Raw genomic sequence first — 26,477 nt, 5'->3', positions numbered from 1 at the left:
ATTACCGCGGCTGCTGGCACGGAGTTAGCCGGGGCTTCCTTTAGCGGTACCGTCAAGCCCGCGGGGTATTGGCCCGCGGGCAGTTCTTCCCGCTCGACAGGAGTTTACAACCCGAAGGTCTTCGTCCTCCACGCGGCGTTGCGTCGTCAGGCTTTCGCCCATTGCGAACAATTCCCTACTGCTGCCTCCCGTAGAAGTCTGGGCCGTATCTCAGTCCCAGTGTGGCCGTCCGCCCTCTCAGGCCGGCTACCGATCGTCGCCTTGGTAGGCCGCTACCCTACCAACAAGCTAATCGGACGCGGGTCCGTCAACAAGCGCCAGGTCCGAAGATCCCCGACTTTGATCACCACCCATCCAAGGGCGGGATGTTATGCGGTATTAGCCCTCCTTTCGGAAGGTTATCCCCCACTCGAAGGTAGGTCACCCACGCGTTACTCACCCGTCTGCCACTCTACTTGCGTCCCGAAGGACGCGTTCGCGTTCGACTTGCATGGATGAGGCACGCCGCCAGCGTTGATTCTGAGCCAGGATCAAACTCTCAAGTTGAAGACGTCGGAACCCGGAAACCGAAAACGGCCGCCGGGCGCCGTGTGATTCAACACGAAAGCCATATGGCTCGTGCGTTGTCTCGAATTTGGCGTCGAGGCTGATACTCGACGTGTTTCCACGTCAACGTCCTATCCAGTTTTCAAAGAACCCGCGCACGCTCAGGGTCTTCCCGACCGCGGGTGCCCGCCCGGCGAGCGCAGCGCGCTCTCCAGCGGACAGAAGAGTGATTTTACAGATCGCGACGATGGGTGTCAACACGCGTCCGCGGTTTTCTTGCGGGAGGCCCCAACGGGGGGCCACCGTGCGGCTCCGCACGTCGGTCGCAGGCCACCATCCGTGCTCCGGAACGAAACACGCGGCGCGGCGCCGGCCCGACGAGGGTCCGTGGTCGAACTCGTACCGTTCTTGGCTCGACCTGCGGAATGGAAGGTGCGTGGGCCGCCGGAACGGACGGACGTCGATGCGCCGGACCCGCAGGCGCGGCTCAGACTTTCGGACGGAACGGTCGAATCCGGCGCGCGCGCCGGCCGACCTGCAGGACAAACGGCGGGTGGTCGGCCGGAACCATGTGGAATCGGTCAGACACACGAACGCCGTCGACCCGGACCCCGCCCTGTGCGATGACCCGCGTTGCGGCGGCTCGGGACTTCGCGAGCTCGGCGGCGACCATGATGGACGTCAGTCTGCGATCGTCGTTCTTCATTCTCGCCCGGAAGTCCTCGACGTCGGTGGGCACCTCCCGGCGGGCGAACCGGCGCTCGAACGCGTCGGCCGCGTCTCCGGCCGCGGCGGCCGAGTGAAAATCGGTGACGATGCGGGTCGCGAGGTCAACCTTGACGCGCTTCGGGTGCAGCTCGCCCGCCGCAGTGCGCTTCTTCAGCGCTTCGACCTCCGCGAACGGCAAGTCGGTCAGCAGCTCGTGATAGCTCCACATCAGGCTGTCCGAGATCGACATGAGCTTGCCGAACATCTCGCCGGGCGGCTCGGCGATCCCGACGTAGTTGGCAGCAGACTTCGACATCTTTTCGGTCCCGTCCAGTCCGACGAGCAGCGGCGTGGTCATCACGACCTGCGGCTCGACACCCCACGCGGGCATGATGTCGCGTCCGACGTTGAGGTTGAAGAGCTGGTCGGTGCCGCCCAGCTCGACGTCGGCCCGCAGGTGAACCGAGTCGTAGGCCTGCGCCAGAGGGTACAGAAACTCGTGGATCGCGATCGGGCGACCGCCGTCGTAGCGCTGCCGGAAGTCGCGGCGCTCCAGCATCTGCGCCACGTTGTAGCGGGCGGCCAGCCGGATCCAGCCCTCGGCGCCGAGATCGCGCAGCCAGGCGCTGTTGAAGTCGACCACGGTCTTGTCCGGATCGAGCAGCTTGAACACCTGCCTCTTGTAGGTCTCCGCGTTCTCCTCGATCTGCTCCCGGGTCAGCGGTGGGCGCGTCTTCGACCGGCCGGTCGGGTCGCCGATCAGCCCGGTGAAGTCGCCGATGAGGAAAATCACCCGGTGGCCCAGATCCTGAAAGTGCTTCATCTTGCGGAGCAGCACGGTGTGGCCGAGATGCAGGTCCGGCGCGGTCGGGTCGAATCCCACCTTTACGGTGAGGGGCTCGCCGGACGCGGCCGAGCGCTCCAGCCTGGCCCGCAGCTCGGGCTCCCGAACGATGTCGACGCAGCCCTTGGCGAGGTAGTCGATCTGCTCCTGAAGCGTCATCGGGATCATTGTACCGAGAACACGCCGGACACCCGGGTTCCGCCCGCCGCCGGGCAATCCCCGCGCCGGACGTCACGAAGCTTCGACGAAGCGGCGGCCGTCTATCCGCCAGCCGCCGTCCAGGACCGCCTGAATGGCCTCCGGATAGATGCGGTGCTCCTCGACCAGTATGCGGGCGGCGAGCGACTCGGGCGTATCGGCAGGCAACACCGGGACGGCCGCCTGCCGGACGATGGGGCCGTCGTCGAGCTCCGGCGTCACGATATGGACGGTCGCGCCGGTCACGCTGACCCCGTGCTCCCACGCTTGGCGCTGGGCGTCGAGCCCGACGAAGGCGGGCAGCAGGGAGGGGTGGATGTTGAGAATGGCGTTCGGGAACGCGGAGACGAAGCTGTCGCCGAGCAGGCGCATGAACCCGGCCAGACAGACGAGACGGACGCCGCGCCGCTTGAGCTCTACCGCAACCGCGGCGTCGAACGCTTCACGCGACCCGTAGCTCGTGTGACTGAAGACGGCCGTGCCGATGCCGGCCCGTCGCGCCCGGTCGAGGCCCGCCGCATCCCGCCGGTTCGAGATGACCACCGCTATCTCGGCGTCGAGCCGCCGTTCGGCGATCGCGTCGATGATCGCCTGCAGGTTGCTGCCGCGGCCCGAGATGAGCACGCCGAGCCTGCGGTTTCCCTGGCCGCCCGTGGGTTCGGAGACCTGCCCGCTCATGGACCGCACGCCGCTCCACCGTCTCCGGGCAACTCGACCCGGGCGTACTGGACCAGGCGCTTCCCGTCACCCGCTTCGCCGACGTTCCCGATGAGCCCCGCGCCGATCTCGCCGCAGGTGATGAATTTCGAGACGACGCGGTGCGCGTCCTCTCGCCCACAGACCACGACGAGGCCGATTCCCATGTTGAAGGTGCGGTACATGTCCGCCTCCGGCACCTCGCCGCGCTCGCGCAGGAAATCGAAGATCGGCGGAGCCTCCCAACGCTCCGGATCGATGATCGCCGCACAGCCGTCGGGCAGGATGCGCGGCACGTTCTCGGTCAGGCCGCCGCCGGTGATATGGGCGATCCCCTTCACGCAGCCGGTCTCGATCACGGGACGGACCGCCGACTGGTACGAGCGATGCGTCCGCAGCAGCTCCTCGCCGACGGTGCAGTCGAGCGCCTCGACGACCGAGTCGACCCGCAGCCCGAGTCGGTCGAAGAGGATGCGCCGCGCGAGCGAGTAGCCGTTCGTATGCAGTCCGCTCGACGGCAGGCCGATCAGGACGTCACCCGGTACGATCGAACGACCGTCGATGATCCGCGCGCGGTCGACCAGACCGACGACGAAGCCCGCGAGATCGTACTGGCCGTCGGTGTAGAAGCCGGGCATCTCTGCCGTTTCGCCGCCGAGGAGCGCGCAGCCGTTCTGCCGGCAGCCGATGGCGATCCCCTCGATCACGGCGGCGGACACGTCGGGGGACAGGCGGCCGGTCGCCAGGTAGTCCAGGAAGAACACCGGCCGCGCGCCCTGCACGAGGATGTCGTTGACGCAGTGGTTGACCAGGTCCACGCCGACCGTCGTGTGCACGCCGGCGGCGGACGCCACGGCCAGCTTCGTGCCGACGCCGTCCGCGCTCGCGACCAGCACGGGCTCGTTCATGCCCGACAGCTCGGGCCGGAACAGCCCGCCGAACGCACCGATGTCGCTCAGCACCCCTTCCGTGAACGTGCTTTTGGCGAACCGCTTGACCCGCTCGACCACCTCCGTGCCGGCGTCGATGTCGACGCCCGACGTCTTGTAATCCATGAACCCCCGTCGCCGCCCCCGCTTCGTCTCCAGCTCCCCGAAACTGCCGCGGGTTCGGCGTTTCGGCCCATCCCGCCCCGCTCCTGGAGCTTGCGCCCACGGATCGCACTCGTGCGTTCTGCGGCGCAGGCTCCTAGAATTCCAGCACCCGAATCACTGCCTCGGCCAGCGCGCGGGCGCCCGGGATCCGCCTCTCGTCCCGGAGCACGCTTCGCATCGACACGTAGAAGCGCTCCTCCGCCAGGTCCTCGTCGAGCATGTCGAACGCGTCGCGCAACAGGAGAAGAACCTCTTCCGAATCCTCACGGGCGGCGAGCGCCTCCAGCATCCGCACCGGATCGCGCAACGCCACCGAGCCCAGCGCAAGCGCAAGCGGCGCCCTCGCGGGATCATCGGCCCCGACGCCCGCCACGATCAGCGCGTCCAGCGCCTCGCTGCGGCCGGCCGCGGCAAGCGCGCCCGCCGCGGCAGCCGCCGCGCGCAGCAGTATCCGGTCGCCGCCGCCGCGCGCGGCGCCGTACTCCATGGCCTGGACGACGTACCGCACCTGGTTCGGGCAATCGATCCCGAGCAGACAGGCCGACGCCGAGACGATCGGCTGCAGCGTGTCCGCCGCCTGCGTCTGCGCGGCCGCCATCACCGGCAGGGCGCGACCGTCTCCGATCCGGCCCAGGGCCAGCAGCGCGTCGTCCCGCAGCGGTCCCTCGCCGGACGCGATCCGGATGAGCGGCTCGACCGCGTAGGCCGCGCCGTGCTCGCCGAGCGCTTCGATGACCGCCGCGCGAAAGTGTCCCTCCCCGCGGTCTATGTCGCGGACGAGCTGCTCGCGCACCGCGGGGTCGTCGTCGTGCGCGGCGAGTGCGCGCAGCAGCGCCGGGCGCACGAACTCGGAGGTCTCGGCTTCAAGGGCGGCCAGCAGGACCGGCGCGAGCGCGGCATCCGGATCATGCTCCGCCACTTCGTACGCCGCGGCCCGCACGCGATCGTTGTGCGCGTCGAGCGCCTGCCGAAAGAATTCGCGCGCCTGGGGGCCGCCCAGCCCCGACAGCAGCACCGCGGCGCGAAACTGCACGTAGCTGTCTCCGTGCTCGTGGGCGGCCTCGACGAGCAGCGGCGCGACGAAGGCCGGGTCGAGACGACGGATGCGGCGAGACGCTTCCACGCGCACCGCGTAGTCGAAGTCGCCGAGCGCGGTGATCGTCTGCGCCAGCCCGGGAGTCGCCTGCGCAAGCCCCGGCGGGGCGCCCGCGCAGCACAGCAGCCACCACGACAGGACGACTGCCGCGGCGGACCGCAGCCGCGCGCGTCGTCGGGCCGGCGTCGCCCTTCCGATCCGCGCCGCGCGGTTGCAGGTCACGGCTCGCTCGACGCCATCTCCGCGACCTCGGCGATCTTGAGCACCATCTGCCGGTAGGCCTCGGTGTCGCTGGGGGGATCGATCGGATATGCCCGGGTGTAGCACGCGTTGCAGTACTGATCGTGACGCTTGCCGACCGCCTCGCGCAACCCCTCGATGCTCAGGTAGGCGAGCGTGTCGGCCCCCATGAAGTCACGGATCTCGTCGACGCTGTGCCGGGCCGCGATCAACTCGTCGCGATGCGGCGTATCGATTCCGTAGTAGCACGGCGCCACGGTCGGCGGACAACTGATGCGCATGTGCACCTCGCGCGCGCCGGCCGCCTTGATCATGGACACGATCTTCTGACTCGTCGTCCCGCGCACGATAGAGTCGTCCACCAGCACCACCCGCTTCCCTTCGAGCACGCTCCGCACGGTATTCAGCTTCACCTTCACCTTGAGCTCGCGCACCGACTGCTGCGGCTGGATGAACGTGCGCCCGACGAAGTGGTTGCGGATGAGCCCCATCTTCAGCGGAATGCCGGAGCTCTCGGCGTAGCCGATGGCGGCGACGACACCCGAGTCGGGAATCGGGACCACGACGTCGGCGTCGACGGCCGACTCCTGCGCGAGCAGGCGGCCGAGGTTCGTGCGCACCGCGTTGACGCTCTGGCCGAAGACGTCGCTGTCGGGCCGCGCGAAGTAGACGTGCTCGAACACGCAGTGGGCGGCCGGGACGGCCGGGAACGGCTTGTACGAGCGCATCCCGTCGTTGCCGATCACCAGCACCTCGCCCGGCTCCACATCGCGCTCGTAGCGGGCGCCGATCAGGTCCATCGCGCAGGTCTCCGAGCAGACGACGTAGGCGTCCCCGAGGCGGCCCAGGGCCAGCGGCCTGAATCCGTGCGGATCGCGCACGGCGATCAGGTTCTTCGGCGTCAGCAGGACGAGCGAGAACGCGCCGCTGACCTGCGAGACCGACTCGACGATGGCGTCCTCGGCCGTCGCGGCGCTCGAACGGGCGTAGAGGTGCAACACGACCTCGGTGTCGCTGTTGGTCTGGAAGATCGAGCCTTCCCGCACCAGCCGTTGCCGGAGCTCGACGGCGTTGACCAGGTTGCCGTTGTGGCAGAGCGCGATCTGCCCGTGCGAGCAGTCGATGAGTATCGGCTGCGCGTTGACGATGCGACTATCCCCGAAGGTCGAGTACCGGACGTGGCCGATCGCCGACCGGCCGGGCAGCGCGGCCAGCATCCGGTCGTTGAAGGCGTCGCCGACGTAGCCCATCGCCCGCGAGAGCTTCACCGCGCCGTCGCGCGCCGCCGCGATGCCGGCGCTCTCCTGGCCCCGGTGCTGCAGCGCGTACAGGCCGAGGTAGGTCAGCGACGACGCATCCTCGTGGCCGTGGATGCCGAAGACGCCGCATTCGTCGTGGAACTTGTCGTCCATGCCGTCAGCCTGCCCGGCGGCGGAGCGATCCCTCATGCCGCCGGCGCTTCGAAGTACCGGGACAGCCCGCTCGACCATCGTTGCTCCGCCTCGGCGAGCGCAACGTCGACGGCCGGCTCACCGTCGATCCGCATCCGCAGCCGCCCGCCGCCGGTTCGCCCCAGCACGAGCGCAGGCACGCCCGCCGCGGAGGCCTGCGCCAGCAGGGGGTCGGCGTCCGCCTCCCGAACCGACACCACGACCTGCGAGGCCGCTTCGCCGAAGAGCGCCGCCGCCAGTCCGGCGGATTCCTCCACGGCGGGAACCGTCACGTCGAAGCCTGTCCCGCCGCTCTCGAACGCGCACTCCGCGAGGGTGACGGACAGACCGCCGTCCGAGCAGTCGTGCGCGGAACGGAGGCGCCCGGCCGCGGCCAGGTCCGCCACGAGCCGCTGCACGGCGCGTTCCGCCTCCAGGTCCAACACCGGCGGCACGCCCCGCACGAGCCCGTGCATCACCTTCAGGTACTCGCTGCCGCCGAGCGTCCCGCCCGGTCGCCCCAGCAGCGCCACGACGTCTCCCGGACCGCGGAACGTGCGCCCGACGATCCCGCCGGCGTCCTCCATTATGCCCACCACGCCGAGGACCGGGGTCGGCAGAATCGCCCGGCCGTCCGTCTCGTTGTAGAGACTGACATTGCCGCCGGTGATCGGGATGTCGAGAGCGCGGCAGGCATCGCCGATTCCGGCCACCGCGCGGGCGAACTGCCACATGATCTCGGGCCGCTCCGGGTTCCCGAAGTTCAGGCAGTTGGTGGCCCCGATCGGGCGCCCCCCCGCGCAGGCGACGTTGCGGGCCGACTCGACCACGGCCAGCATCGCGCCGCGGTAGGGGTCCAGGAAGCAGTACCGCCCGTTGCCGTCGACCGAGAAGGCCAGGGCGCGCGGCGTGCCCTTGATGCGCACCACTCCGGCCCCCGCCCCGGCCGGTGCGATGGTGTTGGTCCGCACCATGTGGTCGTACTGGCGGTAGATCCAGCGCTTGCTCGCAATGCCCGGCGAGGCGATCAACCGCAGGAGGACCTCCGACGGGGGACCGGGGAACTCCAGCACCGACAGGTCGAGCGACTGCCGCGCGGCCAGGTCCGGCGGCTCGCGGTACGGCCGGTCGTAGAGCGGCGCCTCGTCGGCCAGCGGCCGGTTCGGAATCTCCGCCACCGTGTTTCCGCCGTCGCGCACGCGCAACAGGCCGTCGCCGGTCACCTCGCCGATCCGCACGGCGTGCAGATCCCACTTCTCGAAAACCCGGTCGACCTCCGCCTCGCGTCCCTGCCGCACGATGAACAGCATACGCTCCTGCGACTCGGACAGCATGATCTCGTACGGCGTCATGCCCGCCTCGCGCTGCGGCACGCGGGCGACGTCGATGTCGATGCCGGCCCCGCCGCGGGCGCCCATCTCGCACGACGAGCAGGTCAGTCCGGCCGCCCCCATGTCCTGCAGTCCCACCAGCGCGTCCGTCCGCAGGACCTCCAGGCACGCCTCGAGCAGGAGCTTCTCCATGAACGGATCGCCCACCTGCACGTTGGGGCGTTTCTCCGCCGAGGCGTCGTCGAACTCGGCCGACGCCATCGTCGCGCCGTGGATGCCGTCGCGGCCGGTCTTCGCGCCGACATAGTAGACCGCGTTGCCGGCCCCCTCCGCGCGCCCCCGGATGACGCCGCCGGCCGGCGCGATTCCCAGGCAGAAGACGTTGACGAGCGGGTTGCCGGCGTAGGTCTCGTCGAAGGCGACCTCGCCGCCGACGGTCGGAATGCCGATGCTGTTGCCGTAGCCGGCGATCCCGGCCACGACGCCCTCCAGCAGCCGCCGGGTCGCGGGGGATTCCAGCGGCCCGAAGCGGAGCGAATCGAGCAGGGCGATGGGCCGGGCCCCCATCGTGAAGATGTCCCGGATGATGCCGCCCACGCCGGTCGCGGCGCCCTGGTACGGCTCGATGAACGACGGGTGGTTGTGCGACTCGATCTTGAACACCGCGGCCAGGCCGCCGCCGATATCGAGGACGCCGGCGTTCTCGCCCGGCCCCTGCAGCACGCGCGGCCCATCGGTCGGCAGCGTTCGCAGGTGGATGCGCGAGCTCTTGTAGCTGCAGTGCTCGGACCACATCACCGAGAAGATGCCCAGCTCCAGCAGGTTGGGACGGCGCCCCAGGATGGCGACGATCCGCTCGTACTCGTCGGTCGTCAGCCCGTGCGCCGCGATGGTCTCCGGGTCGATCACGAGCGGGCTCCCACCAGCAGCACGCCGCCGAAGGTGGCCATCACGGCCCCGGCCAGGGCCAGCACGCCGGCCACGATGACCCCGCCGGGGGGCGGCAGCGGGACGGCGCCGGCACCGAACACCGCCGCCGCCGAGAGCATCAGCACACCGATACCGATGAAGATCCGCCCGAGACGCCGCCGCGTTGCGGGACCCGCGTCAGCCATCAGCTCGCCTCCGCGACCGGCTCGCGCGACGCCAGCGCGGTCAGCACCGACTCGAACACCACGCGGCCGTCGGTGCTCCCGACCGCCGCCTCGCACGCCCGCTCGGGATGCGGCATCAGGCCGACCACATTGCGCCCCCGGTTGCAGATGCCCGCGATCGCGTCCGTGGACCCGTTGACGTTCCAGCGGTCGCCAAGGGACCCGTCCGGCGCGGTGTAGCGAAAGACCACCTGCCGGTTGTCGGCAAGCCCCTGCAGGGTCGCCGGATCCGCGTAGTAGTTCCCCTCGCCGTGGGCGATCGGCATCCGCAGCACCCGGCCGGCCGCCGCGTTCCGGGTGAACGGCGTGTCGGCGGCTTCCACGCGCACGTGCACGTGCTCGCAGATGAACTTCAGATCGCGGTTCCGCCGCATCCCGCCGGGCAGCAACCCGGCCTCCAGCAGCACCTGGAAGCCGTTGCAGATGCCGATGACCGGCCCGCCGGCGGCGGCGAACTCCGTCACGCGGGCCATGATCGGCGAGAAGCGGGCGATGGCCCCGCACCGCAGGTAGTCGCCGTACGAGAACCCGCCCGGCAGGACCACCGCGTCCGCGCCGCCGAGACCGGTGTCCTTGTGCCAGACGAGTTCGGCCTGCCGGCCCAGGACGCCCGCCAGCGCATGCTGCGCGTCGTGGTCGCAGTTCGACCCCGGAAAGACCACCACCGCGAACTTCATCCTCGTGTCCGCCCTCTCCCGGTCGGAACGCGGCCTCTCGCCGCCCGCGCCGCCGCAACCGCACGAACTGCCCGACGCGCCCGACATCCGTCGCCTGCGGCTCCGGTTGCCGCCCAACCGGGCCTCACCAGGAGTATGCCCCGCTTCTACGGCGCAGATTCCTGGCCGACCTCCACCCGATAGCTCTCGATCACCGGATTCGCCAGCAGCCGGTCGGCCATCTCGCGGGCGAGCGACCGCGCCTGCTGCGCCGTCTCCGCGTCGATGTCCAGCTCGAAGTACTTCCCCTGCCGCACGTCGCGAACCGCGTCGTAGCCCAGAGCATGCAGGGCGCCGGCAACGGTCTTGCCCTGCGGGTCCAGGATCGAGGGCTTCAGCGTGACGTAGACCTTCGCCTTCACGATACCTCCGCCGCCGCGGCGGCCAGCGCACGGTCCATGATCGCATCCACGTGGCGAAGCTGCACGTCCAGGTCGAACGCGCGCTCGACCTCCTCCTCCCCGAGCACCGCGGTCACCTCGGGATCGGCCAGCAGCAACGCCTTGAATTCGAGTCCCTCGTCGTGCGAGCGCATGGCGTTGCGCTGCACGAGCAGGTAGGCGTCCTCGCGGGAGACGCCGCGGCTGGCCAGCGCCAGCAGCACCGTGCCGGAGAAGACGACGCCGCGCGACCGATCGAGGTTCTCGCGCATCCGCTCGGGATTGACGACCAGGCCGCGCACGATGCGCGTGAACCGGCGCACCATGTGGTCGAGCGCGCAGAAGCTGTCGGGCACGATGACCCGCTCCACCGACGAGTGCGAGATGTCGCGCTCGTGCCACAGCGCCACGTTCTCGAGGGCGGCCAGCGCGTTGGTGCGCACCAGGCGCGCCAGCCCCGTGATCTGCTCGCAGCCGATCGGGTTGCGCTTGTGCGGCATCGCCGACGACCCCTTCTGGCCCCTGGCGAAGGGCTCGGCCACCTCTCCGATCTCGGTCTTCTGCAGCCCGCGCACCTCCAGCGCGAACTTCTCGAGCGACGCCGCGGTGATCGCCAGCGCGCCCAGCAGCTCGGCGTGGCGGTCGCGCTGCACCACCTGCGAGGCGACCGGGGCCGGGGTCAGCCCGAGCCGATCGCACACCCCCCGCTCGACGGCCGGGTCCAGGTGCGCGTAGGTCCCGACCGCGCCGGAGAGCTTCCCGACGCAGATCGTCCCGCGGGCGCGCATCAGCCGCTCGCGGTCGCGCTGCAGCTCCGTGAACCACAGCGCCAGCTTCAGGCCGAAGGTCATCGGCTCGGCGTGGACGCCGTGGGTCCGGCCGATCATGGGCGTGCGGCGGTGCTCGTCCGCGCGCTCGCGCACCGCCGCCGCCAGCAGGTCCAGATCGGCCAGCAGCAGGTCGCACGCCTCGCGCATCTGCAACGCGTGCGCGGTGTCGATGACGTCGGACGACGTCATCCCGAAGTGCAGCCAGCGCGCCGAGGGTCCGACGTGCTCGGCCACCGCGGTCGTGAACGCGATCACGTCGTGCTGCGTCGTCTCCTCTATCTCCGCCACGCGCGACGCCTCGACCGCCCCGCGCTCGCGGATGTCGCGCGCCGCCTCCGGGGGGATCAGCCCGTGATCCGCCATCGCCTCGGCGGCGGCCACCTCGACGCGCAGCCACAAGTCGTACTTGCGCTGCTCGGTCCACAGGCGGCCCATCTCGCGGGGCGTGTAGCGGGCAATCATCGGGAACGGACCTCGCCGCGGCGGGCGCGGGCCGCGGCGCCGCAAGAGACATGGAACGGAAGCACGGTCTGGCGCAGCGGGCCGGCCGGCGACGTCGCCGATCGCGTCCAGGCGCCCAGATCGATGGTCGGCGTCACCTGATCCTGCCGGGCCACCACCACCTCGACGTCGGTCCGGCCGCGGGATTGCAGCGCCTCCCTGCAGGTCATCTCGGCCAGCTCCGGCAGGTTGTTGACCCGACTGAGGTGGGCGAGCACGAGACAGCGCACTTCAGCGCCCAGGTGATCGCGCACGAACGCGGCGAGCGATTCGTTCGAGAGGTGACCGCCGTCGCCGGCGATGCGCTCGCGCGTGGATCGCGCGTAGGGGCTGACGCGCAGGAGCTCGGCGGCATGATTCGACTCGATGACCAGCAGGCGGCAGTCGCGAAAACGCTCGATCAGGACCGGCCGCAGCGCCCCGACGTCGGTGGCGTAGCCGATGGCCCCTTCCGGCGTCTCGATCCGAAAGGCGAGGGTCTCCGCTGCATCGTGCGGCACCGCGAAGGGAACGAAGCACAGGCCGTCCAGGTCGAGGGCCGCGCCCGGCGCCAGCGCCCGCCAGTCGGCGAGGTCGTCGCCTCCCCATTCCCCGCGGATGGCGGGGGTCGCGTACACGGGCAACCCGTGGCGCTTCGCCATTACCCGCAAACCGCGCGTGTGGTCGCCGTGCGCATGCGTGATCAGGATGGCGTCGATCATTCCCGGATCGACGTCGATCTCCGCCAGCCGCCGGGACACCTCCCGATAGCTGAACCCGACGTCCAGCAGCACGCGGACGCCGGCGTGCGACACCAGCGTCGCGTTCCCCGCGCTTCCGCTCCCGAGTACCGTCACCTCGACCGCGATGGTCCCGACCCTCCCCGCCGCGGCTACTCCAGCTCGAGCTGCGCCGGCGACAACGTCTCCCCCGCGACGGGCCCCACCAGTGTCGCGGCCAGCGCGCCGTTCCGAAACAGGTCGCTCGCCACGCGCTGCACGTCGTCCGTCGTGACGCGCTCGATCCCGGCCAGGGTCTCCGACAGCGGCACCTGCCGGCCGAAGTACATCTCGCACTGCGCGAGCTGCGACATGCGGCTGGTCGTGCTCTCGAGCCCCAGCACGCAACTCCCCTTCAGGTGGTCCTTCGCCCGCTGCAGCTCGTCGCCCGGCACGGGGGTGCGTTTCAGCCCCCGCAGCTCCTCGACGACCAAGTCCACCACCTCGGCGACCGCCGCGCCGTCGCACCCGACATACACCGTCACCACGCCGGCGTCCCGATAGGACGTCAGGCTGCTGCTGACCGCGTAGGCCAGCCCCCGCTTCTCACGGATGTTCTGGAACAGGCGCGAGCTCATCGAGCCGCCCAGCACCGTGTTGAGCACGTAGGTGGCGTACCGGTCCGCGTGGCTCTGGGGATAGCCGCGGGTGCCGAGGCACAGGTGCGCCTGCTCGAGATCCTTGTCGCGCAACTCGACCCGGGCGGCGACCGACGGCTTGCTGTTGGAGAGCGGCGCGGCGCCGGGAGACAGCGTCGCGAACGCCTCGCCGATGAGCTCGCGGACGGCCGGCGTGTCGATGCTCCCGGCGGCCGCAACGATCAGGTTGCCCGCGGTGTACGCGCCCGAGAAATACTCGCGGAGCGCCGGGGCATCTATCGCGGCGACCGACTCGGCGGTCCCGAGTATCGGGCGCCCCAGCGGATGGTCCGGCCAGAAATTCGCCGTGAACACCTCGTGCACGAGGTCGTCCGGCGTGTCCTCGACCATCTTGATCTCTTCGAGGACGACGCCCTGCTCGCGGCGGATCTCCTCGCCCTCGAACGCCGGGTTCAGCAACAGATCGCTCAGCAGATCGACGGCGCGCGGGAGATGCTCGTCGAGCACCTTCACGTAGTAGCCGGCGTACTCCTTCGCCGTGAACGCGTCGAGCTGCCCGCCGATGGAGTCGATCTCCTGGGCGATCGCCTCCGCCGTGCGCGAGGCGGTCCCCTTGAAGAGCATGTGCTCGACGAAATGGGCGATGCCCGCGCGGTCCGCGCCCTCGTGCCGCGAGCCCCGAGTCAGCCAGGCGCCGAGGCTGACCGAGCGGACCGCGGGCATCGGCTCGGTGAGCAGACAGAGGCCGCTATCGAAATCGTGACGCTCGATCATGTCGGAGGGCGCCCGCCCCGCAGGGGCCGCCCCAGAGAAGCGCTGCGACTATGCAAACGCTTGCAAAGAATCAGGTTAAGCGCACGGATAAGCGCATATCGTACCACACGCTACTGAATCGCAGCAACCGGCGTCCCCATCGGCCGGACCGGCGTCGTCCGCGGCCAGCATTCCCCCGCTCCCCCGCGCGAGACGCCCAACCGGCTGCCGTCTCCTCCCCCGCCGCCGGCCGCGTGGTAGCATGCGGCCCGCCCGTCCGCCGGGACACGCTGCCCATGTCTGCGCCACGGATCCTCACCGAGCTCGAACCCGACGCGCTCGCCGAGACGCTCGCCGGCCTCGGCGCGAAACCGTTCCACGCCCGGCAGATCTACGGCTGGATCTACCGGCGCGGCATCGCCGACTTCGCCCGCATGACCGACCTGTCGCGGGACCTGCGCGCGAAGCTCGAGCGCACGTTCGCCATCCCGACGCCGGCGGTGACCACGCGCAGCGAGTCGGCCGACGGCACCGTGAAGTTCCTGCTGCGGCTCGGCGACGGCCGCGAGGTGGAGTCGGTGTTCATCCCCGACACCCCGGCGATGACCCTCTGCGTGTCGACGCAGGTCGGCTGCGCCATGCGCTGCGGCTTCTGCCTGACCGGGCGGATGGGCCTGCTGCGGAACCTGACGGCCGGCGAGATCGCCGCCCAGGTGCGGGTGATGGCGCACGATCTCGACCTGGCGAACCGGCGCTTCAACATCGTGCTGATGGGGATGGGCGAGCCGCTGCACAACTACGACGAGACGATGAAGGCGCTGCGGATCCTGGCCGCCGAGTGCGGGCTCGCGGTGGGCCCCCGCCGCGTGACCCTCTCGACGGTCGGCGTGCTGCCGGCGCTCGAGCGGCTGGCGAAAGAACCGTTGATGCCCAACCTGGCCGTCTCGCTGCACGCCACCACCGAGGAGCTGCGCGACCGCCTGGTGCCGGTGAGCCGCAAGTACGGCCTCGCCGACCTCATCGCCGCCTGCCGGCGCTTTCCGCTGGCGCGGCGCGACCGGATCACCTTCGAGTACGTCCTGCTGCGCGACGTCAACGACGGCGTCGCCGACGCCCGGCGGCTGGCGAACCTGCTGCGCGGCATCCGGTCGAAGGTCAACGTGATCCCGCTCAACGAGGCGCCCGGCATCCCGTACCGCCGCCCGTCCGATGCGCAGGTGGACCGCTTCGCACGCACGCTGGCCGAGCGGCACGTGACGGTGTCGGTGCGCAAGAGCCGCGGTCGCGACATCCGCGCCGCCTGCGGGCAGCTCATCGTCGAGGGGGCGCGGCAGGCGCCGGGGCAGCGGGCGGCCGCACTGCTGAACGCGTCGTCGAGCGCGAGTCCGTAGAGGCGTAACGTGAAGTCGTGGAGTCGAACGGAAACAGGACGGTCCGGATCCTCACGCTGCTTCTCTCGCTTGTGGCGGCGACCGCCGGGCTCTGGAATGGATGGCAGATCGCCCGGCTGACAGGACAAGTCGAAGCACTACAGGAAGTGCTCGTTGCGCATGTAACGCCCCCCGGCGTCCACTCGGACTAGGCGCTGGCGCCGCGGGAGACTCCCAACGCGACCTCTGGTCGCGCCGTGACAATCTCGCCGGCCAGTGTCTCGCCCGCAGCCGTGATCCGCACCCGCACGCGTTCGTTCTCCGGCCGGTCCTGGGGCACCCGGACGCGCAGGTAGTTGTCGGTCAGCACCACCGTGCCGCCGCCCTGCGCGAGCGTCAGCCCCGGGCGAACGCTCCCGATCTGCGCCGCGCGGAACCGCTCCGCCAACGCGGCGCCGGCCGCGCGCACGGCTCGCGCCCGCTCGCGGATGCGGCGGCCGTCCACCTTGCCGGACATCCCGGACGCCTCCGTGCCGGGACGATCCGAGTAGGGAAAGACGTGCAGGTACGTGAGCGGGCTCTCTTCGAGAAAGCCGAGGGTCGCCGCGGCATCGGCGTCCGTTTCACCAGGGAAACCGACCACCACGTCGGACCCGATCGCGGCGTGCGGCAGGCGCTCGCGGATGTCGGCGACCACCGTCCGGTACTCCGCCGCCGTGTACGGCCGCCGCATCCGCCGCAGGACCGTGTCGCTGGCGTGCTGCAGCGGGAGATGAAAGTGCGGCGCGAACCGCGGGCTGCCCGTCACGAGCTCGACGACCGCCGGGGTGCAGTCCATCGGCTCCAGCGAGCTCATCCGCACCAGGAAGTCGGCCGGATGCGCGGCGAGCGCCCGCAACAGTGCGACGAGGGACGATGGCGGGGTCAGGTCGCGCCCGTAGGAGCCGAGGTGGACGCCGGTGAGCTGCAGCTCCCGATATCCCGCCGCGACGGCCTCGTCCACCTCGTCGAGCACCCGCGGCAACGCGACGCTGCGGCCGCGCCCCCGCGTCGACGGGATGATGCAGTAGGCGCAGGCTTCGTCGCAGCCGGTCTGCACCCGCAGGGTATAGGCGGTCCGGCCCCGCTCCCCCGGCCGGATGGGAGCCCCGCACGCGCCGTCCCCGCCGCCGAATCGCACCGCGGTGGTCGGCTCGACGGTTTCGAGAATGCGTTCGACCAGCGCCTCCTTCTCGACGTTCGGCACCACCGCAACCACGCCCGGCAGGGCGGCCACCTCCTCGGCGGCCCGCGACGCGTAGCAGCCGGTGGCCACGATCCGGGCGCCGGCGTTCGTCCGCACGATGCGCCGGATCGCCTGCCGCGTCCCCTGGTCGGCGCTCGCGGTGACCGAGCAACTGTTGACGACGACCACGTCCGCCGCCTCCACGGGCGCCGCGGTACCGCCGCCGGCGCGCAGCCCGCGCTCGATCGCGAACGAGTCGGCCTGGTTGACGCGGCAGCCGAACGTGACGACGGCGAACTTCATCGGGGGGCAGTATATGTGACATCGGTCATGTCGCCCGCGTCCCGAACCATGCTACAAACGGCGCACCTTGGACATGTCAGAACCGACACGGCACCCGTCCGGCAACCGCGCGCCGAGCGCCGCACTCCCGAAAACAATGGCGCGCCCCTCCAGAGAACCCGACATCCGACCCGACACACACCCGCCGGGGGGCGTCTTCGCGTCACACGTCATGCATCACTTGCTGGACTTCGCGACGCAGGTCGCGCCGAGCGCCATTCCCGTGCTGATCACGGGCGAGTCGGGAACCGGGAAGGAAGTGCTCGCGCGCGTCATTCACGACCGTTCCGGCCGCCCGCGCGAGCGGTTCGTACCCTACAACTGCACCGGCACCACGCGCGACATCGTGGACTCGCAGCTCTTCGGCCACCGGCGCGGGTCGTTCACGGGCGCCAGCGATAACGCGCCCGGGGTCATTCGGAGCGCCGACGGCGGCACCCTGCTCCTCGACGAGATCGGAGAGCTCGATGCGCGCATCCAGCCCAAGCTGCTGCGGATGATCGAGAACCAGGAGGTCCAACCTATCGGCCAGCCCCGACCCTCGAGGGTCGACGTGCGCATCCTGGCCGCCACGAACGCGGACATCGACCAGATGGTCCGGGACAAGCGGTTCCGCGAGGATCTGTTCTATCGTCTCAACATCATCCGGATCCACATCCCTCCCCTGCGTGACCATCGCGAGGACATAGTGCCGCTGGTGAAGCTGTTCCTGCGACGGTGCGCCGGCGAACAGAACAAGCGGGAGATCCGCATGTCGGGCCCCGCGATGCAGGAGTTGATCGAGCGAGACTGGCCGGGCAACATACGGCAGCTCGCCAACGAGATCCGGCGGCTGGTGGCGTTCGCGAAGGACGGGACGGTCATCACGCCGCACGATCTCGCTCGATCCACCGCGTCTTCGGGTCTCCCGCGGTCGGAGAACCGCGCCGGCGCGCGCAGCGCCCGGGACACGGTCACCATCTCCGCGGACCAACCGTTGCCGGCCGCAATAGAGGAAGTGGAGCGCGCGCTGATCATCCGGGCCCTGCTGGCGGCGGGCGGCCGCCTCAACGCGGCGGCCGGACGCCTCGGCGTCTCGCGCAAGGGGCTGCTGCTGAAGCGGCGCCGGCTGAACATCGACGCGCTCCTCGCCAGCGAGTGAACCGTCAGGATCCGATCATGCCCGACACCGCCTCCGCATCGCCCGTCGAACCCTCGCTCGGCCAGGCCCTCGTCCCCGTCGTCCTGCTCATCGCCCTGCTCGCCTGCGCGGTGTACCTGTTCGGCGACGAGTCGTCGTTCGGCCCCAACCAGATCGCGCTGGTGCTCGGCACGGCGGTCGCGGGGCTGGTCGGCCTGGCCAACGGCCAGTCGTGGACGGAGATCGAGGGCGCGATCAAGCGCGGCATCGCCACGTCGATGGGCGCGATCCTCATCCTGCTCGTCGTCGGGTCGGTCATCGGTACCTGGATCCTGGCCGGCATCGTGCCGACCATGATCCACTACGGCCTGTCGCTGCTCGCGCCCTCCATCTTCTACGCCGCCGCCTGCGCCATCTGCGCCGTCGTCGCGCTGGCCACCGGCAGTTCCTGGACCACCGCCGGCACCGTCGGCCTGGCCCTGATCGGAACCGCCGCCGCCTACGATCTGCACCCGGGAATCGCGGCCGGCGCCATCATCTCGGGCGCCTACTTCGGCGACAAGATGTCGCCGCTCTCGGACACCACCAACCTCGCCCCGGCGGTGGCCGGCTCGGAGCTGTTCACCCACATCCGCCACATGGTGTGGACCACGGCGCCCAGCTTCGGCCTGGCGCTGATCCTGTTCGCGGGCATCGGTCTGGCGACGCCGGCACCGGAGGGATCGGGCGACCTCGACGCGGTGCTGGAAGCCCTGGAGCGCAGCTTCGCCATCGGCCCGCACCTGCTGATCCCGCTCGTGCTCGTGCTGACTCTGGTGGTGCGCCGGATGCCGGCCTTCCCGGCGCTGCTCATCGGGGCGCTGGTCGGCGGGCTCTTCGCCGTCGTGTTCCAGCCGGAGGCGCTGCTGCGCTTCGTCGGCGAGCCGGAGCTGGCCCGTCCGGTGGCCCTGGTCAAGGGCGTGTGGCAGGCGCTGCACGGCGGCTACGTGCTGGAGTCCGGCAACCCCGCCCTCGACGAGCTGCTCTCGCGCGGCGGCATGGCAAGCATGCTGCAGACCGTCTGGCTGATCATGACGGCGATGATGTACGGCGCGGTGCTGGAAGCCACCGGCATCCTGCAGGCGCTGGCCCGCCGCATCCTGCGCGCGGTGCGCACCGCGGGCGGCCTGATCGTGGCCACCCTCGCCACCGCGTTCGGCGTCAACGTCCTGGCCTCCGATCAGTACATCTCGATCGTGCTCCCGGGCCGAATGTTCCGCAGCGAGTACCAGCGGCGGCGGCTCGACCCGAAGAACCTGTCGCGGACCCTCGAGGACTCGGGCACGATCACCTCCGTGCTCATCCCCTGGAACACCTGCGGGGCGTTCATGGCCCAGACGCTGGGCGTGTCGACCCTGACCTACGCCCCGTTCGCCTTCTTCAACCTGATCAACCCGCTGGTCGCGGCCATCTACGGCTTCGCGCGGATCGGGATCGCGCCACTGGGCCCGGCACCGGCCGGCAGCCTGGAAGCCCCCCCGGAGCGTCCGCCGACCGCGGTGTGAGGGATACCGCCGCAGCGAGGTGACTTCACGAGTCCCCGCTGCCCGGGAGACTACGGCTGCGCGGACTCGGCCTGCAGCACCTGGTCCAGCGCGAGCACGCGCCGGACGGCGTCGCTGATCGCACGCCCGGTGAAGGAAGAGCCGGCGATGCGCCGGATGCCGCGCCGGATCGCCAGCCCGTCGTGCAGCACCTCCCCGTCGAACTGCCGCAGCCAGTCCTGCGGCGCCATGTACTGCGCCGGCTCGAAGAAGACGGTGACGTCGACCCGGATGATGCGCCCCTCGGTGTCGAGGGAAATGAGCAGGCTCTGGCGTTCGGTCTTCGGCGCGTGCGTGTCGATGTAGGCGCGCCCGATGACGGCGCCGTTCTCGTCGCGGGCGATGTAGCGCGGAAAGATCCTGCCCTGCATGCCGACGCGGGCCAGCGCCGCCACCGCCCCCATCTGCTCCCGCGTCAGGATGACCCGGTCGCGCGTCACCGTCGCGCCGGGGTAGACCGCCGCGAGCGCCTCGCTGCGGGTGATGACGCCCTCCTGGGCGCCGGGGGCGGCGGCGCCGCCGAGCAGCGCGAGCAGAACCGTGGCGATGAGTGGTCTCGTCATGTTGCGTCGCACCAGGTACCGAGCACGTCATTCTACCGCCTGCGCGCCGCGCCGCCGGTCGATGACGCGACGCCGCTCAGGTCTCCGGATCCGCCTCCGCCGCGCGCAGGTCCCGGAGGTAGTACGCGAACGCCGTGCCGGCGATGGCGCCGACCGCGAGCACCTTGAGCACGAAGCGCACGGTCACGGCGCCGTCCAGGAAGTTGTAGACGACCGCCGCGACACTGCCGATCAGCACGCACGAGGCGACGAAGAGCGTCACGTAGGTGAGCTGCTGCCGGAGCCGCGAGGCGCGCGCGGTCGGATCCGACGCGACGCTGCGGCCGATCACCCTCGCGACGTACAGGAACACCGGACAGGCGACCACCAGCACCGAGACCGCCCAGCGGATGGCGTCCCGCGTGAATTCCTCGGGGGGGTCCTGCGCATGCGGAAACGCCAGGTCGACGACGCCGAACGCCAGCGTCCCCAGGTTGAAGGCGCTCACGAAGAGCGCCAGGAACATCACCGCGTACAGGAACGCCTCGCGCGGCTTCACGGAAACGGCGGGCCGCGGGACCGGGATTGGATACCCGGCCGCTTCGGCGAAACGGGCCAGGGCCAGCGCGACCTGACCGCGCGGCCAGCCCGCGCGGATCAGCGCTTCCTCGACGTCCGGACGCGAGACGCCGCGCGCGAGACTTTCCCTGACGAAACCGATCAGCTCCGGGTTGAGCGCCATCCGCATCTCCTCCTGTGAAACCCCTGCCTGCCGGAACGCCTCTACCGATTATGCCCGGACGCGCCGGACACCGGGCAAGCCGGCACCGGCGACCGCGCGGGAAAGGGGCGGGGGCGAGGCCTATAATCGGCACGGCGAACCGGAAAGCGAGGCTTTGCGCCATGCACCGAACATTGCTCGTCTGTCTTCTGCTCGTCGTCCCGCTCGCGGCCTTGGCGCAGGAGCCCAGCGCGCCGCGCACCCCCTGGGGCACGCCGGACCTGAGCGGCTACTGGGAGTACCGCAGCACGACGCCGTTGCAACGGCCCGAGGAACTGGCCGGCCAGGCGGTGCTGACACCTGCCGAGGAGGCCGAGTACCTCACCCGGCGCCACGCGGCGATCGGCCGGGAGCGCGACTTGCAGCTCAACGCCGACTGGTGGCAGCCCGGCGGACTGACCGACGGCCGGACATCGTTGATCGTCGATCCGCCCGACGGCAGGCTGCCGCTGCGCACCCCGGCCGGGGCGGAGCGGGCGCGCACGCTCGGCATCGCGAGTCGGCTGCGGTCGGCCGACGGCCCGGAGGATCGGGAGCGCTACGAGCGCTGCATCATGGGACGGACGGTGCCGCTGCTCGCGGTCTCGCCGAACCGGCTCGCGCAGATTTTCCAGACGCCGGACTACGTGGCCATCCTACACGAGCAGAACTCCGACCTGCGCATCATCCCGCTCGACGGCCGGCCGCCGCTCGAGGGCACGATCCGCCAGTGGCAGGGCAGCTCGCGCGCCCGGTGGGAGGGCGACACGCTCGTCGTCGAGACCGGCGGCTTCAACGGCGCGTGGACCATCCAGGGCAGCGGAGCGAACGCGCGTTACGTCGAGCGCATCCGGTTGTCCGACGCCGACACCCTGCACTACGAGTTCACGGCGGATGATTCCGAGTCGTTCGCCGGCCCCTGGACGGTGATGTTCCCGATCACGCGCGCCATCGGCCCGGTGTTCGAGAACGCCTGCCACGAGGGGAACTACAGCATGCCGCTCATCCTGCGCGGCGCGCGCGCCCAGGAGCGCGAGCGGCCGTGACGGGTGGCGGCGGCGCCGGCGGCCCCGTCGCCGAAACCGCGCGCATCGACTCCATCGACGTGCTGCGCGGCTTCGCCCTGCTCGGCATCCTGGTGATGAACGTCCAGTTGTTCGCGATGCCGGAGGCGGCCTACTACAACCCGACCGCCTACGGCGATCTCGAAGGCGCGAACCTGTACGTCTGGCTCGGCGGCCGGCTGCTGGCCGACCAGAAGTTCATGACGATCTTCTCGATGCTGTTCGGCGCCGGCATCGTGCTCATGACGACCCGGACCGAGGCGCGCGGGGAGACCTGCCCGGTCCACTACCGCCGCATGGGGTGGCTGGCCCTCATCGGACTGCTCCACGCGCATCTGCTGTGGGCCGGCGACATCCTCTTCCTCTACGCCGTCTGCGGCATGCTGGTCTACCCGTTCCGCGGACTGTCTCCCGGCCGCCTGCTGGTCGTCGGCACGGCGACGGTCGCCGTGGCGTCGGCCATCTTCGCGGGCCTGCAGGCCTCGCTGCCCTCCTGGCCGGAGGAAGCGCTGACCGAGGTCACGCTCGGCGCGTGGCAGCCGACGAGGGCGATCGTCGACGATGCCCTGGCCACCTACCGCAGCGGCTGGCTGGAGCAGCTTCCGGCCCGGTCGGCGATGGCGTTCGGGTTCGAGACCTTCATGCTCGTCATCTGGGGGGGCTGGCGCGCCGGCGGCCTGATGCTGATCGGCATGGCGCTCTTCAAGCTCGATGTCTTCAGCGCCGGGCGCTCGCGGCGCTTCTACGGCGCGCTGGTCGCCGCGGCTCTGGTCGCCGGCATCCCCGTAGAAGCCTACGGCGTCGCGCTCGACTTCGAGTTCGGGTGGGCGCTCGACTGGTCGCTGCTGCAGGGCCGGCAGTTCAACTACTGGCCGAGCATCGCGGTCGGCCTGGGCTACGTCGGCCTCGTCATGCTGGCCTGCCGATCCACGGCGCTCCGCCGCGTCACCCGCCCCTTCGCCGCGGTCGGACAGACGGCGCTCAGCAACTACCTGCTGCAGACCGTGATCTGCACGACGATCTTCTACGGCCACGGCCTCGGCCTCTACGGGTCCGTCGACCGCGTAGGGCAGCTCGGCGTCGTGCTCGGCGTCTGGGCGGTGCAGTTGATCGCCTCGCCGCTGTGGCTGCGGCGCTACCGCTTCGGCCCCGCCGAGTGGGTGTGGCGGTCGCTGACCTACGGCACACGCCCGCCGCTGCGGCGCGCGGCGGGACCGGCGCGGTGACGCGGACGCGCCGCCCACCGCGGCGGCGACCGGCGCTGAAGGGCGCACGGCCGCCGCCATCTGGCGACGATCAGGGCATCAGGCCTTCGACCAGGGTGTCGATCCGGTAGAGGCCGGTCCGCGCCGTGATGTAGAGCGTGCGGCCGTCGTTGCCGAACGCCGCGTTGGCCGGCTGCTCCGCCGGCCGCACCGTGCCGAGGTGGTCCCCCTCGGGGCTGATGACGACGATGCCCCCGGGCCCGCTCGACCAGATGTTGCCCGCCGCGTCGACCGCGAAGCCGTCCGGCACGCCCCCGTCCTCGCTGTCGGTCAGGTCGAGCAGCACCGTGCCTTCGCCGACGCTGAGATCGTCGTTGACCGGATAGGCCAGCCACTGGCGCGCCTCGCCGTCCGAGTTGGCGACGTAGAGGGTGTTCTCGTCGGGCGAGAGCCCGATGCCGTTGGGCCGGGTCTGCCCGTCCGCCAGCAGGTGCACGGTGCCGTCGGGATCGAGCCGGTAGACGCCGTTCCAGTCCAGCTCGGCCGCCTCGGGGCTGGCGAGGCCGTAGGGCGGGTCGGTGAAGAAGGCCGCGCCGGTGGAGTGGAAGACGATGTCGTTCGGGCTGTTGAGGCGGCTGCCCTCGTAGCGATCGGCGATCGTCACCCGTGAGCCGTCCTCCTCGATCCGCGCGAGGCGGCGGTTGCCGTGCTCGCACAGGACGAGACGTCCCTCGAGGTCCAGCGTCAGCCCGTTCGAGCCGCCCTGCCCGTTCGTCTCCAGCTCCGGCAGGAAGACGGGGTTGAGAAACACGCTCGTGCCGTCGGCCTCGGACCAGCGGTAGACGGTATCGGCCGGGATGTCGCTGAAGAGCAGGTGGCCGTCGTCGGCGCCGCCGACCCAGACCGGCCCCTCGACGAACTGGAAGCCTTCGGCGACCTGTTCGACTGCCGCGTCGGCGGCGAGAAGCTCGTCCAGCCGGGGATCGAGCCGCTCGACGGTGCCTGCAGACTCTTCGGCGGGCGCCTCCGGCTCGGCGGCCGGCGGCTCCTCGGCCGGCGCGCAGGCGAAAAGCGCGGTTAGCATCAATCCGGTGACGAGCGCGGTTCCTCTATACATGATTCGAGTCCTCATCCCTCCTCGTTCCCTTGTTGTCCGCATTGTAGGCAATCCGAACGGTTCGGGGCACGGCCGCAGGCGACCTACGGCGTCGCCGGCAGCGGGAACCGCGCCTCGAAGGCCGGCGTCGCGCGGAACCTGACGTCCACCGCATCGCGGTCGAACGCGATGAAGCAGGCGGCGATGCCGCGCGCCGCGGCCCACGCGATCCCGCGGTCCAGTCCCATCACGTACAGCGCGGTCGACAGGACGTCCGCAACGAAGGCGCTCTCGTGCCAGACCGTGACCGACGCGGATCGGATGACCGGCCGCCCGTTGCGCGGGTCGATGATGTGGCCGATCCGACTGCCGTCCTCCAGAACCAGATCCCGCTCGGATCCGCCGCTGGTGGCGATGGAGCCCGCCGCCAGCGACATCTCGAGAACGGCCGTGCCGCGCCGCGCGGGGTGCGCGACGCCCACCGCCCACGGGCCGTCGGAGGCCTCTCCGGAAACCGCCATCTGGCCACCGAAGTCGATGCGCCAGACGCCGTCCCGGCCACGCTCGGCCACGCGCACACGGTCGAGCGCCTCGCCCTTTCCGAACCCGCCCGCGTCCAGGATCACGGCGGCGTCCCGCGTGACCGCGCACCCCGCCGGATCGAGCGAGAGGTTCTCGAATCCCGCGCCGGCCAGCGCCGCTTCCAGCTCGTCGTCGTCGGGATGCCGGCCTTCCCCGCGCAGGCCCCAGACGTCGATGAGGCGGCCAATCGCCGGATCGAACGCGCCGCCCGTCGCCGCCCGCCAATCCGCGACGCGCGCCAGCAACGCGCAGGTTCCCGCCGGCAACTGCAACGCCTCGCCCACCGGCCGCCGGTTCAGTGCACTCAGGACGCTGTCGTCCCGCCACGTGCTGAGCTCGGCCTCGGTCTGCTCGACGATGCGGACCATGCGCTCCAGCTTCGCCAGGCCCGTCTCGCGGTCTACCGCCTCGGTGACGAAGGTGGCGAGCGTACCCATCAGGAAGACGGTGCGCTCGACGCGGACCGGGGTCTCCACGCCCGCGGCACGCGCAGGGGCCGCCGCGAGACCGCAGACCGCCGCGCCGAGACACGCCAGCCGGGCAGCCGTCCGGCGACGCGCGAGCTGCGTCATGGGGAGAGCCGCGCGGGTCGCGGCGGCGACGTCCGTACCGCCTTGCGGGGAATCCCGTCCAGCCGCCAGCCGTTGACGAGATGGATCCCGTAGCCGACCACGAACACGACGCTGGCCGCGACGTGCGTCCAGATGAAGAAGGTAATGAGGGCCGTTGTGGTCGCGACCTGGATCAGGTAGCCGGTGAGGGCCATGGCCGAGAAGCTCAGGACCGACGTCCATCCCGTGCGGCGGTTCGCCGGGTTTCGCGACCGGAGCTTCCCGAACGAGTGCGAGCGGAACAGCATGCCGAAGAAGGCCACGAAGAACGGCGCCGCCACGACGTGGGCCGACAGCATCGTGGGCTGCCACGGATGGTTGACGATCGCGAACGGGTCGTCGGTGGTCATCGCGTACTTCATGTACAGATAGACGGTCCCGGTCACCGCGACGACGACGTGGAAGGCGTTGAAGCCCCAGCGCTCCCACCAGGTCATTGCACGCCGCGCCCTTCACCCCCCGGCCGACGCCCTTCCACCACCTGATCGAGGGCCAGCACGCGGCGTACCGCCGCATTGACCGCGTGGGTCGTCAGCGTCCCCCCCGCGATGGGACGTATCGCACGGTGGATCGCGATGTCGTCGCCGAGCGGCCGCTCGTAGTACTGCCGCCTCCACCGATCGGAGGGGACGTACTCCGGGGGCTCGAGGAAGGCGGTCACGTCGATGCGGCGCACCCGCCCGTCCGGCTCGAGCGAGATGAGCAGGCTCTCGCGCTTGGTCCGCACCACGTGCGTGTCGACGTACGCCCTGCCGACGACGACGCCGTCGCGCCGCGCGACGTAGCGCGCATAGATGCGGGTCCGCACGTCCTCGCGCGAGATCTCGGCTATCCGCTCGGCCTGCTCCTCCGTCAGGTAGACGCGGTCCCCGCGTATGGTCGCGCCCGCGAAGACCGCGTTCAGCGCCTCCTGGCGCGAGATGACGCCGGGCTGCGCGAAAGCGGCGCCGGCCGCGAGAACGAGCGAAACAACCACCAGCGCGCCGGCCGCGCGCCTGCCTGCCACCCGTCTCGCGGTCGACCCCTGCTCCATGATCGGATTCTCCCTGCTAGGAGTCTGCGCCGCAGGACGTTTGCGGCACGAAACGGGTCGCCAGTCCACG

At 70.7% G+C, this 26,477-nt stretch carries 23 protein-coding genes and 1 rRNA gene; 5 read left to right on the top strand and 19 right to left on the bottom strand.

Annotation, left to right across the window (positions count from 1 at the left end):
• From F4X11_01730 to F4X11_01670, 13 genes are all read right to left on the bottom strand, one after another.
• Positions 1-545: ribosomal RNA gene (locus F4X11_01730) — 16S ribosomal RNA — on the bottom strand; the annotation flags it as partial.
• Between the two features lie 488 nt (positions 546-1,033).
• Positions 1,034-2,257, bottom strand: a complete 1,224-nt coding sequence (locus tag F4X11_01725) for a tyrosine--tRNA ligase (protein ID MYN63742.1) — start codon at positions 2,255-2,257, stop codon at positions 1,034-1,036.
• A 72-nt stretch (positions 2,258-2,329) separates the two neighbouring features.
• The gene (locus F4X11_01720) at positions 2,330-2,974 is read right to left on the bottom strand and encodes a phosphoribosylglycinamide formyltransferase (GenBank protein MYN63741.1); all 645 of its coding nucleotides are present in this window, start codon (positions 2,972-2,974) and stop codon (positions 2,330-2,332) included.
• The gene (locus tag F4X11_01715; GenBank protein ID MYN63740.1) at positions 2,971-4,047 is read right to left on the bottom strand and encodes a phosphoribosylformylglycinamidine cyclo-ligase; all 1,077 of its coding nucleotides are present in this window, start codon (positions 4,045-4,047) and stop codon (positions 2,971-2,973) included. Before F4X11_01715 ends, F4X11_01720 begins: the two co-directional genes overlap by 4 nt.
• 133 nt (positions 4,048-4,180) lie before the next feature.
• Positions 4,181-5,404: a hypothetical protein gene (locus F4X11_01710; GenBank protein ID MYN63739.1), complete on the bottom strand. Its 1,224-nt coding sequence runs from the start codon at positions 5,402-5,404 to the stop codon at positions 4,181-4,183.
• Positions 5,401-6,834, bottom strand: a complete 1,434-nt coding sequence (locus tag F4X11_01705) for an amidophosphoribosyltransferase (protein MYN63738.1) — start codon at positions 6,832-6,834, stop codon at positions 5,401-5,403. The genes F4X11_01710 and F4X11_01705 overlap by 4 nt, the downstream gene beginning before the upstream one ends.
• Positions 6,835-6,866: 32 nt before the next feature.
• The gene (purL, locus tag F4X11_01700; GenBank protein ID MYN63737.1) at positions 6,867-9,092 is read right to left on the bottom strand and encodes a phosphoribosylformylglycinamidine synthase subunit PurL; all 2,226 of its coding nucleotides are present in this window, start codon (positions 9,090-9,092) and stop codon (positions 6,867-6,869) included.
• Complete coding sequence (locus tag F4X11_01695; GenBank protein MYN63736.1) at positions 9,089-9,298, bottom strand: hypothetical protein; 210 nt, start codon at positions 9,296-9,298, stop codon at positions 9,089-9,091. Before F4X11_01695 ends, purL begins: the two co-directional genes overlap by 4 nt.
• Positions 9,298-10,014, bottom strand: a complete 717-nt coding sequence (purQ, locus tag F4X11_01690; protein ID MYN63735.1) for a phosphoribosylformylglycinamidine synthase subunit PurQ — start codon at positions 10,012-10,014, stop codon at positions 9,298-9,300. The genes F4X11_01695 and purQ overlap by 1 nt, the downstream gene beginning before the upstream one ends.
• 146 nt (positions 10,015-10,160) lie before the next feature.
• Positions 10,161-10,418 (bottom strand): phosphoribosylformylglycinamidine synthase subunit PurS, encoded by a 258-nt coding sequence (gene purS, locus F4X11_01685; protein ID MYN63734.1) that lies wholly within the window; start codon positions 10,416-10,418, stop codon positions 10,161-10,163.
• The gene (locus tag F4X11_01680; protein MYN63733.1) at positions 10,412-11,725 is read right to left on the bottom strand and encodes an adenylosuccinate lyase; all 1,314 of its coding nucleotides are present in this window, start codon (positions 11,723-11,725) and stop codon (positions 10,412-10,414) included. Before F4X11_01680 ends, purS begins: the two co-directional genes overlap by 7 nt.
• Positions 11,722-12,819 (bottom strand): MBL fold metallo-hydrolase, encoded by a 1,098-nt coding sequence (locus F4X11_01675; protein ID MYN63732.1) that lies wholly within the window; start codon positions 12,817-12,819, stop codon positions 11,722-11,724. Before F4X11_01675 ends, F4X11_01680 begins: the two co-directional genes overlap by 4 nt.
• Complete coding sequence (locus F4X11_01670) at positions 12,636-13,895, bottom strand: insulinase family protein (GenBank protein MYN63731.1); 1,260 nt, start codon at positions 13,893-13,895, stop codon at positions 12,636-12,638. The genes F4X11_01675 and F4X11_01670 overlap by 184 nt, the downstream gene beginning before the upstream one ends.
• A gap of 275 nt (positions 13,896-14,170) precedes the next feature.
• Between F4X11_01670 and rlmN the strand changes: the two genes are divergently transcribed.
• Positions 14,171-15,265 (top strand): 23S rRNA (adenine(2503)-C(2))-methyltransferase RlmN, encoded by a 1,095-nt coding sequence (rlmN, locus tag F4X11_01665; protein ID MYN63730.1) that lies wholly within the window; start codon positions 14,171-14,173, stop codon positions 15,263-15,265.
• 187 nt (positions 15,266-15,452) lie between these two features.
• On the opposite strand, the gene F4X11_01660 is transcribed toward rlmN, so the two are convergent.
• A complete protein-coding gene (locus F4X11_01660) occupies positions 15,453-16,772 on the bottom strand; it encodes a MiaB/RimO family radical SAM methylthiotransferase (GenBank protein ID MYN63729.1) in 1,320 nt (439 codons plus the stop codon).
• A gap of 73 nt (positions 16,773-16,845) precedes the next feature.
• Here F4X11_01660 and F4X11_01655 point away from each other — a divergent pair, with 73 nt between their 5' ends.
• Positions 16,846-17,952, top strand: a complete 1,107-nt coding sequence (locus F4X11_01655) for a sigma-54-dependent Fis family transcriptional regulator (GenBank protein MYN63728.1) — start codon at positions 16,846-16,848, stop codon at positions 17,950-17,952.
• A 17-nt stretch (positions 17,953-17,969) separates the two neighbouring features.
• Positions 17,970-19,475 carry a Na+/H+ antiporter NhaC gene (gene nhaC, locus F4X11_01650; GenBank protein MYN63727.1) on the top strand — a complete coding sequence of 502 codons (1,506 nt, stop codon included), beginning with the start codon at positions 17,970-17,972 and terminating at the stop codon, positions 19,473-19,475.
• 50 nt (positions 19,476-19,525) lie between these two features.
• On the opposite strand, the gene F4X11_01645 is transcribed toward nhaC, so the two are convergent.
• Together F4X11_01645 and F4X11_01640 are read right to left on the bottom strand one after the other, a co-directional pair.
• Positions 19,526-20,077: a hypothetical protein gene (locus tag F4X11_01645; protein ID MYN63726.1), complete on the bottom strand. Its 552-nt coding sequence runs from the start codon at positions 20,075-20,077 to the stop codon at positions 19,526-19,528.
• Between the two features lie 76 nt (positions 20,078-20,153).
• Positions 20,154-20,804: a hypothetical protein gene (locus F4X11_01640; GenBank protein ID MYN63725.1), complete on the bottom strand. Its 651-nt coding sequence runs from the start codon at positions 20,802-20,804 to the stop codon at positions 20,154-20,156.
• Positions 20,805-20,959: 155 nt separating this feature from the next.
• Between F4X11_01640 and F4X11_01635 the strand changes: the two genes are divergently transcribed.
• Complete coding sequence (locus F4X11_01635) at positions 20,960-21,862, top strand: hypothetical protein (GenBank protein ID MYN63724.1); 903 nt, start codon at positions 20,960-20,962, stop codon at positions 21,860-21,862.
• A 95-nt stretch (positions 21,863-21,957) separates the two neighbouring features.
• Positions 21,958-23,106: a DUF418 domain-containing protein gene (locus tag F4X11_01630; protein MYN63723.1), complete on the top strand. Its 1,149-nt coding sequence runs from the start codon at positions 21,958-21,960 to the stop codon at positions 23,104-23,106.
• Between the two features lie 70 nt (positions 23,107-23,176).
• Here the strand turns inward: F4X11_01630 and F4X11_01625 are convergent, their stop codons facing one another.
• From F4X11_01625 to F4X11_01615, 3 genes are all read right to left on the bottom strand, one after another.
• Entirely contained in the window at positions 23,177-24,169 is a 993-nt protein-coding gene (locus F4X11_01625; GenBank protein ID MYN63722.1) for an SMP-30/gluconolactonase/LRE family protein, read from the bottom strand.
• Positions 24,170-24,285: 116 nt separating this feature from the next.
• Positions 24,286-25,890: an FAD:protein FMN transferase gene (locus F4X11_01620; GenBank protein MYN63721.1), complete on the bottom strand. Its 1,605-nt coding sequence runs from the start codon at positions 25,888-25,890 to the stop codon at positions 24,286-24,288.
• On the bottom strand, positions 25,808-26,407 hold the full coding sequence (locus tag F4X11_01615; GenBank protein MYN63720.1) for an FMN-binding protein: 600 nt from the start codon (positions 26,405-26,407) through the stop codon (positions 25,808-25,810). The genes F4X11_01620 and F4X11_01615 overlap by 83 nt, the downstream gene beginning before the upstream one ends.
• Positions 26,408-26,477: the final 70 nt, after the last annotated feature.

Source organism: Acidobacteriota bacterium (assembly GCA_009861545.1).
Taxonomy (GTDB): Bacteria; Acidobacteriota; Vicinamibacteria; order Vicinamibacterales; family UBA8438; genus WTFV01.
This window is presented reverse-complemented; position numbering and strand designations above follow the sequence as displayed.

Coding starts and splice junctions, on each gene's coding strand:
- F4X11_01655 (MYN63728.1), top strand. CDS start 16,846: ATGTCAGAACCGACACGGCACCCGTCCGGCAACCGCGCGCCGAGCGCC.
- purQ (MYN63735.1), bottom strand. CDS start 10,014: ATGAAGTTCGCGGTGGTGGTCTTTCCGGGGTCGAACTGCGACCACGAC.
- F4X11_01670 (MYN63731.1), bottom strand. CDS start 13,895: ATGATCGAGCGTCACGATTTCGATAGCGGCCTCTGTCTGCTCACCGAG.
- F4X11_01635 (MYN63724.1), top strand. CDS start 20,960: ATGCACCGAACATTGCTCGTCTGTCTTCTGCTCGTCGTCCCGCTCGCG.
- F4X11_01695 (MYN63736.1), bottom strand. CDS start 9,298: ATGGCTGACGCGGGTCCCGCAACGCGGCGGCGTCTCGGGCGGATCTTC.
- F4X11_01720 (MYN63741.1), bottom strand. CDS start 2,974: ATGAGCGGGCAGGTCTCCGAACCCACGGGCGGCCAGGGAAACCGCAGG.
- nhaC (MYN63727.1), top strand. CDS start 17,970: ATGCCCGACACCGCCTCCGCATCGCCCGTCGAACCCTCGCTCGGCCAG.
- F4X11_01680 (MYN63733.1), bottom strand. CDS start 11,725: ATGATTGCCCGCTACACGCCCCGCGAGATGGGCCGCCTGTGGACCGAG.
- F4X11_01725 (MYN63742.1), bottom strand. CDS start 2,257: ATGACGCTTCAGGAGCAGATCGACTACCTCGCCAAGGGCTGCGTCGAC.
- F4X11_01615 (MYN63720.1), bottom strand. CDS start 26,407: ATGGAGCAGGGGTCGACCGCGAGACGGGTGGCAGGCAGGCGCGCGGCC.
- F4X11_01705 (MYN63738.1), bottom strand. CDS start 6,834: ATGGACGACAAGTTCCACGACGAATGCGGCGTCTTCGGCATCCACGGC.
- F4X11_01660 (MYN63729.1), bottom strand. CDS start 16,772: ATGAAGTTCGCCGTCGTCACGTTCGGCTGCCGCGTCAACCAGGCCGAC.
- rlmN (MYN63730.1), top strand. CDS start 14,171: ATGTCTGCGCCACGGATCCTCACCGAGCTCGAACCCGACGCGCTCGCC.
- F4X11_01625 (MYN63722.1), bottom strand. CDS start 24,169: ATGCTAACCGCGCTTTTCGCCTGCGCGCCGGCCGAGGAGCCGCCGGCC.
- F4X11_01620 (MYN63721.1), bottom strand. CDS start 25,890: ATGCGGCGGTACGCCGCGTGCTGGCCCTCGATCAGGTGGTGGAAGGGC.
- F4X11_01715 (MYN63740.1), bottom strand. CDS start 4,047: ATGGATTACAAGACGTCGGGCGTCGACATCGACGCCGGCACGGAGGTG.
- F4X11_01645 (MYN63726.1), bottom strand. CDS start 20,077: ATGACGAGACCACTCATCGCCACGGTTCTGCTCGCGCTGCTCGGCGGC.
- F4X11_01640 (MYN63725.1), bottom strand. CDS start 20,804: ATGCGGATGGCGCTCAACCCGGAGCTGATCGGTTTCGTCAGGGAAAGT.
- F4X11_01630 (MYN63723.1), top strand. CDS start 21,958: ATGAACGTCCAGTTGTTCGCGATGCCGGAGGCGGCCTACTACAACCCG.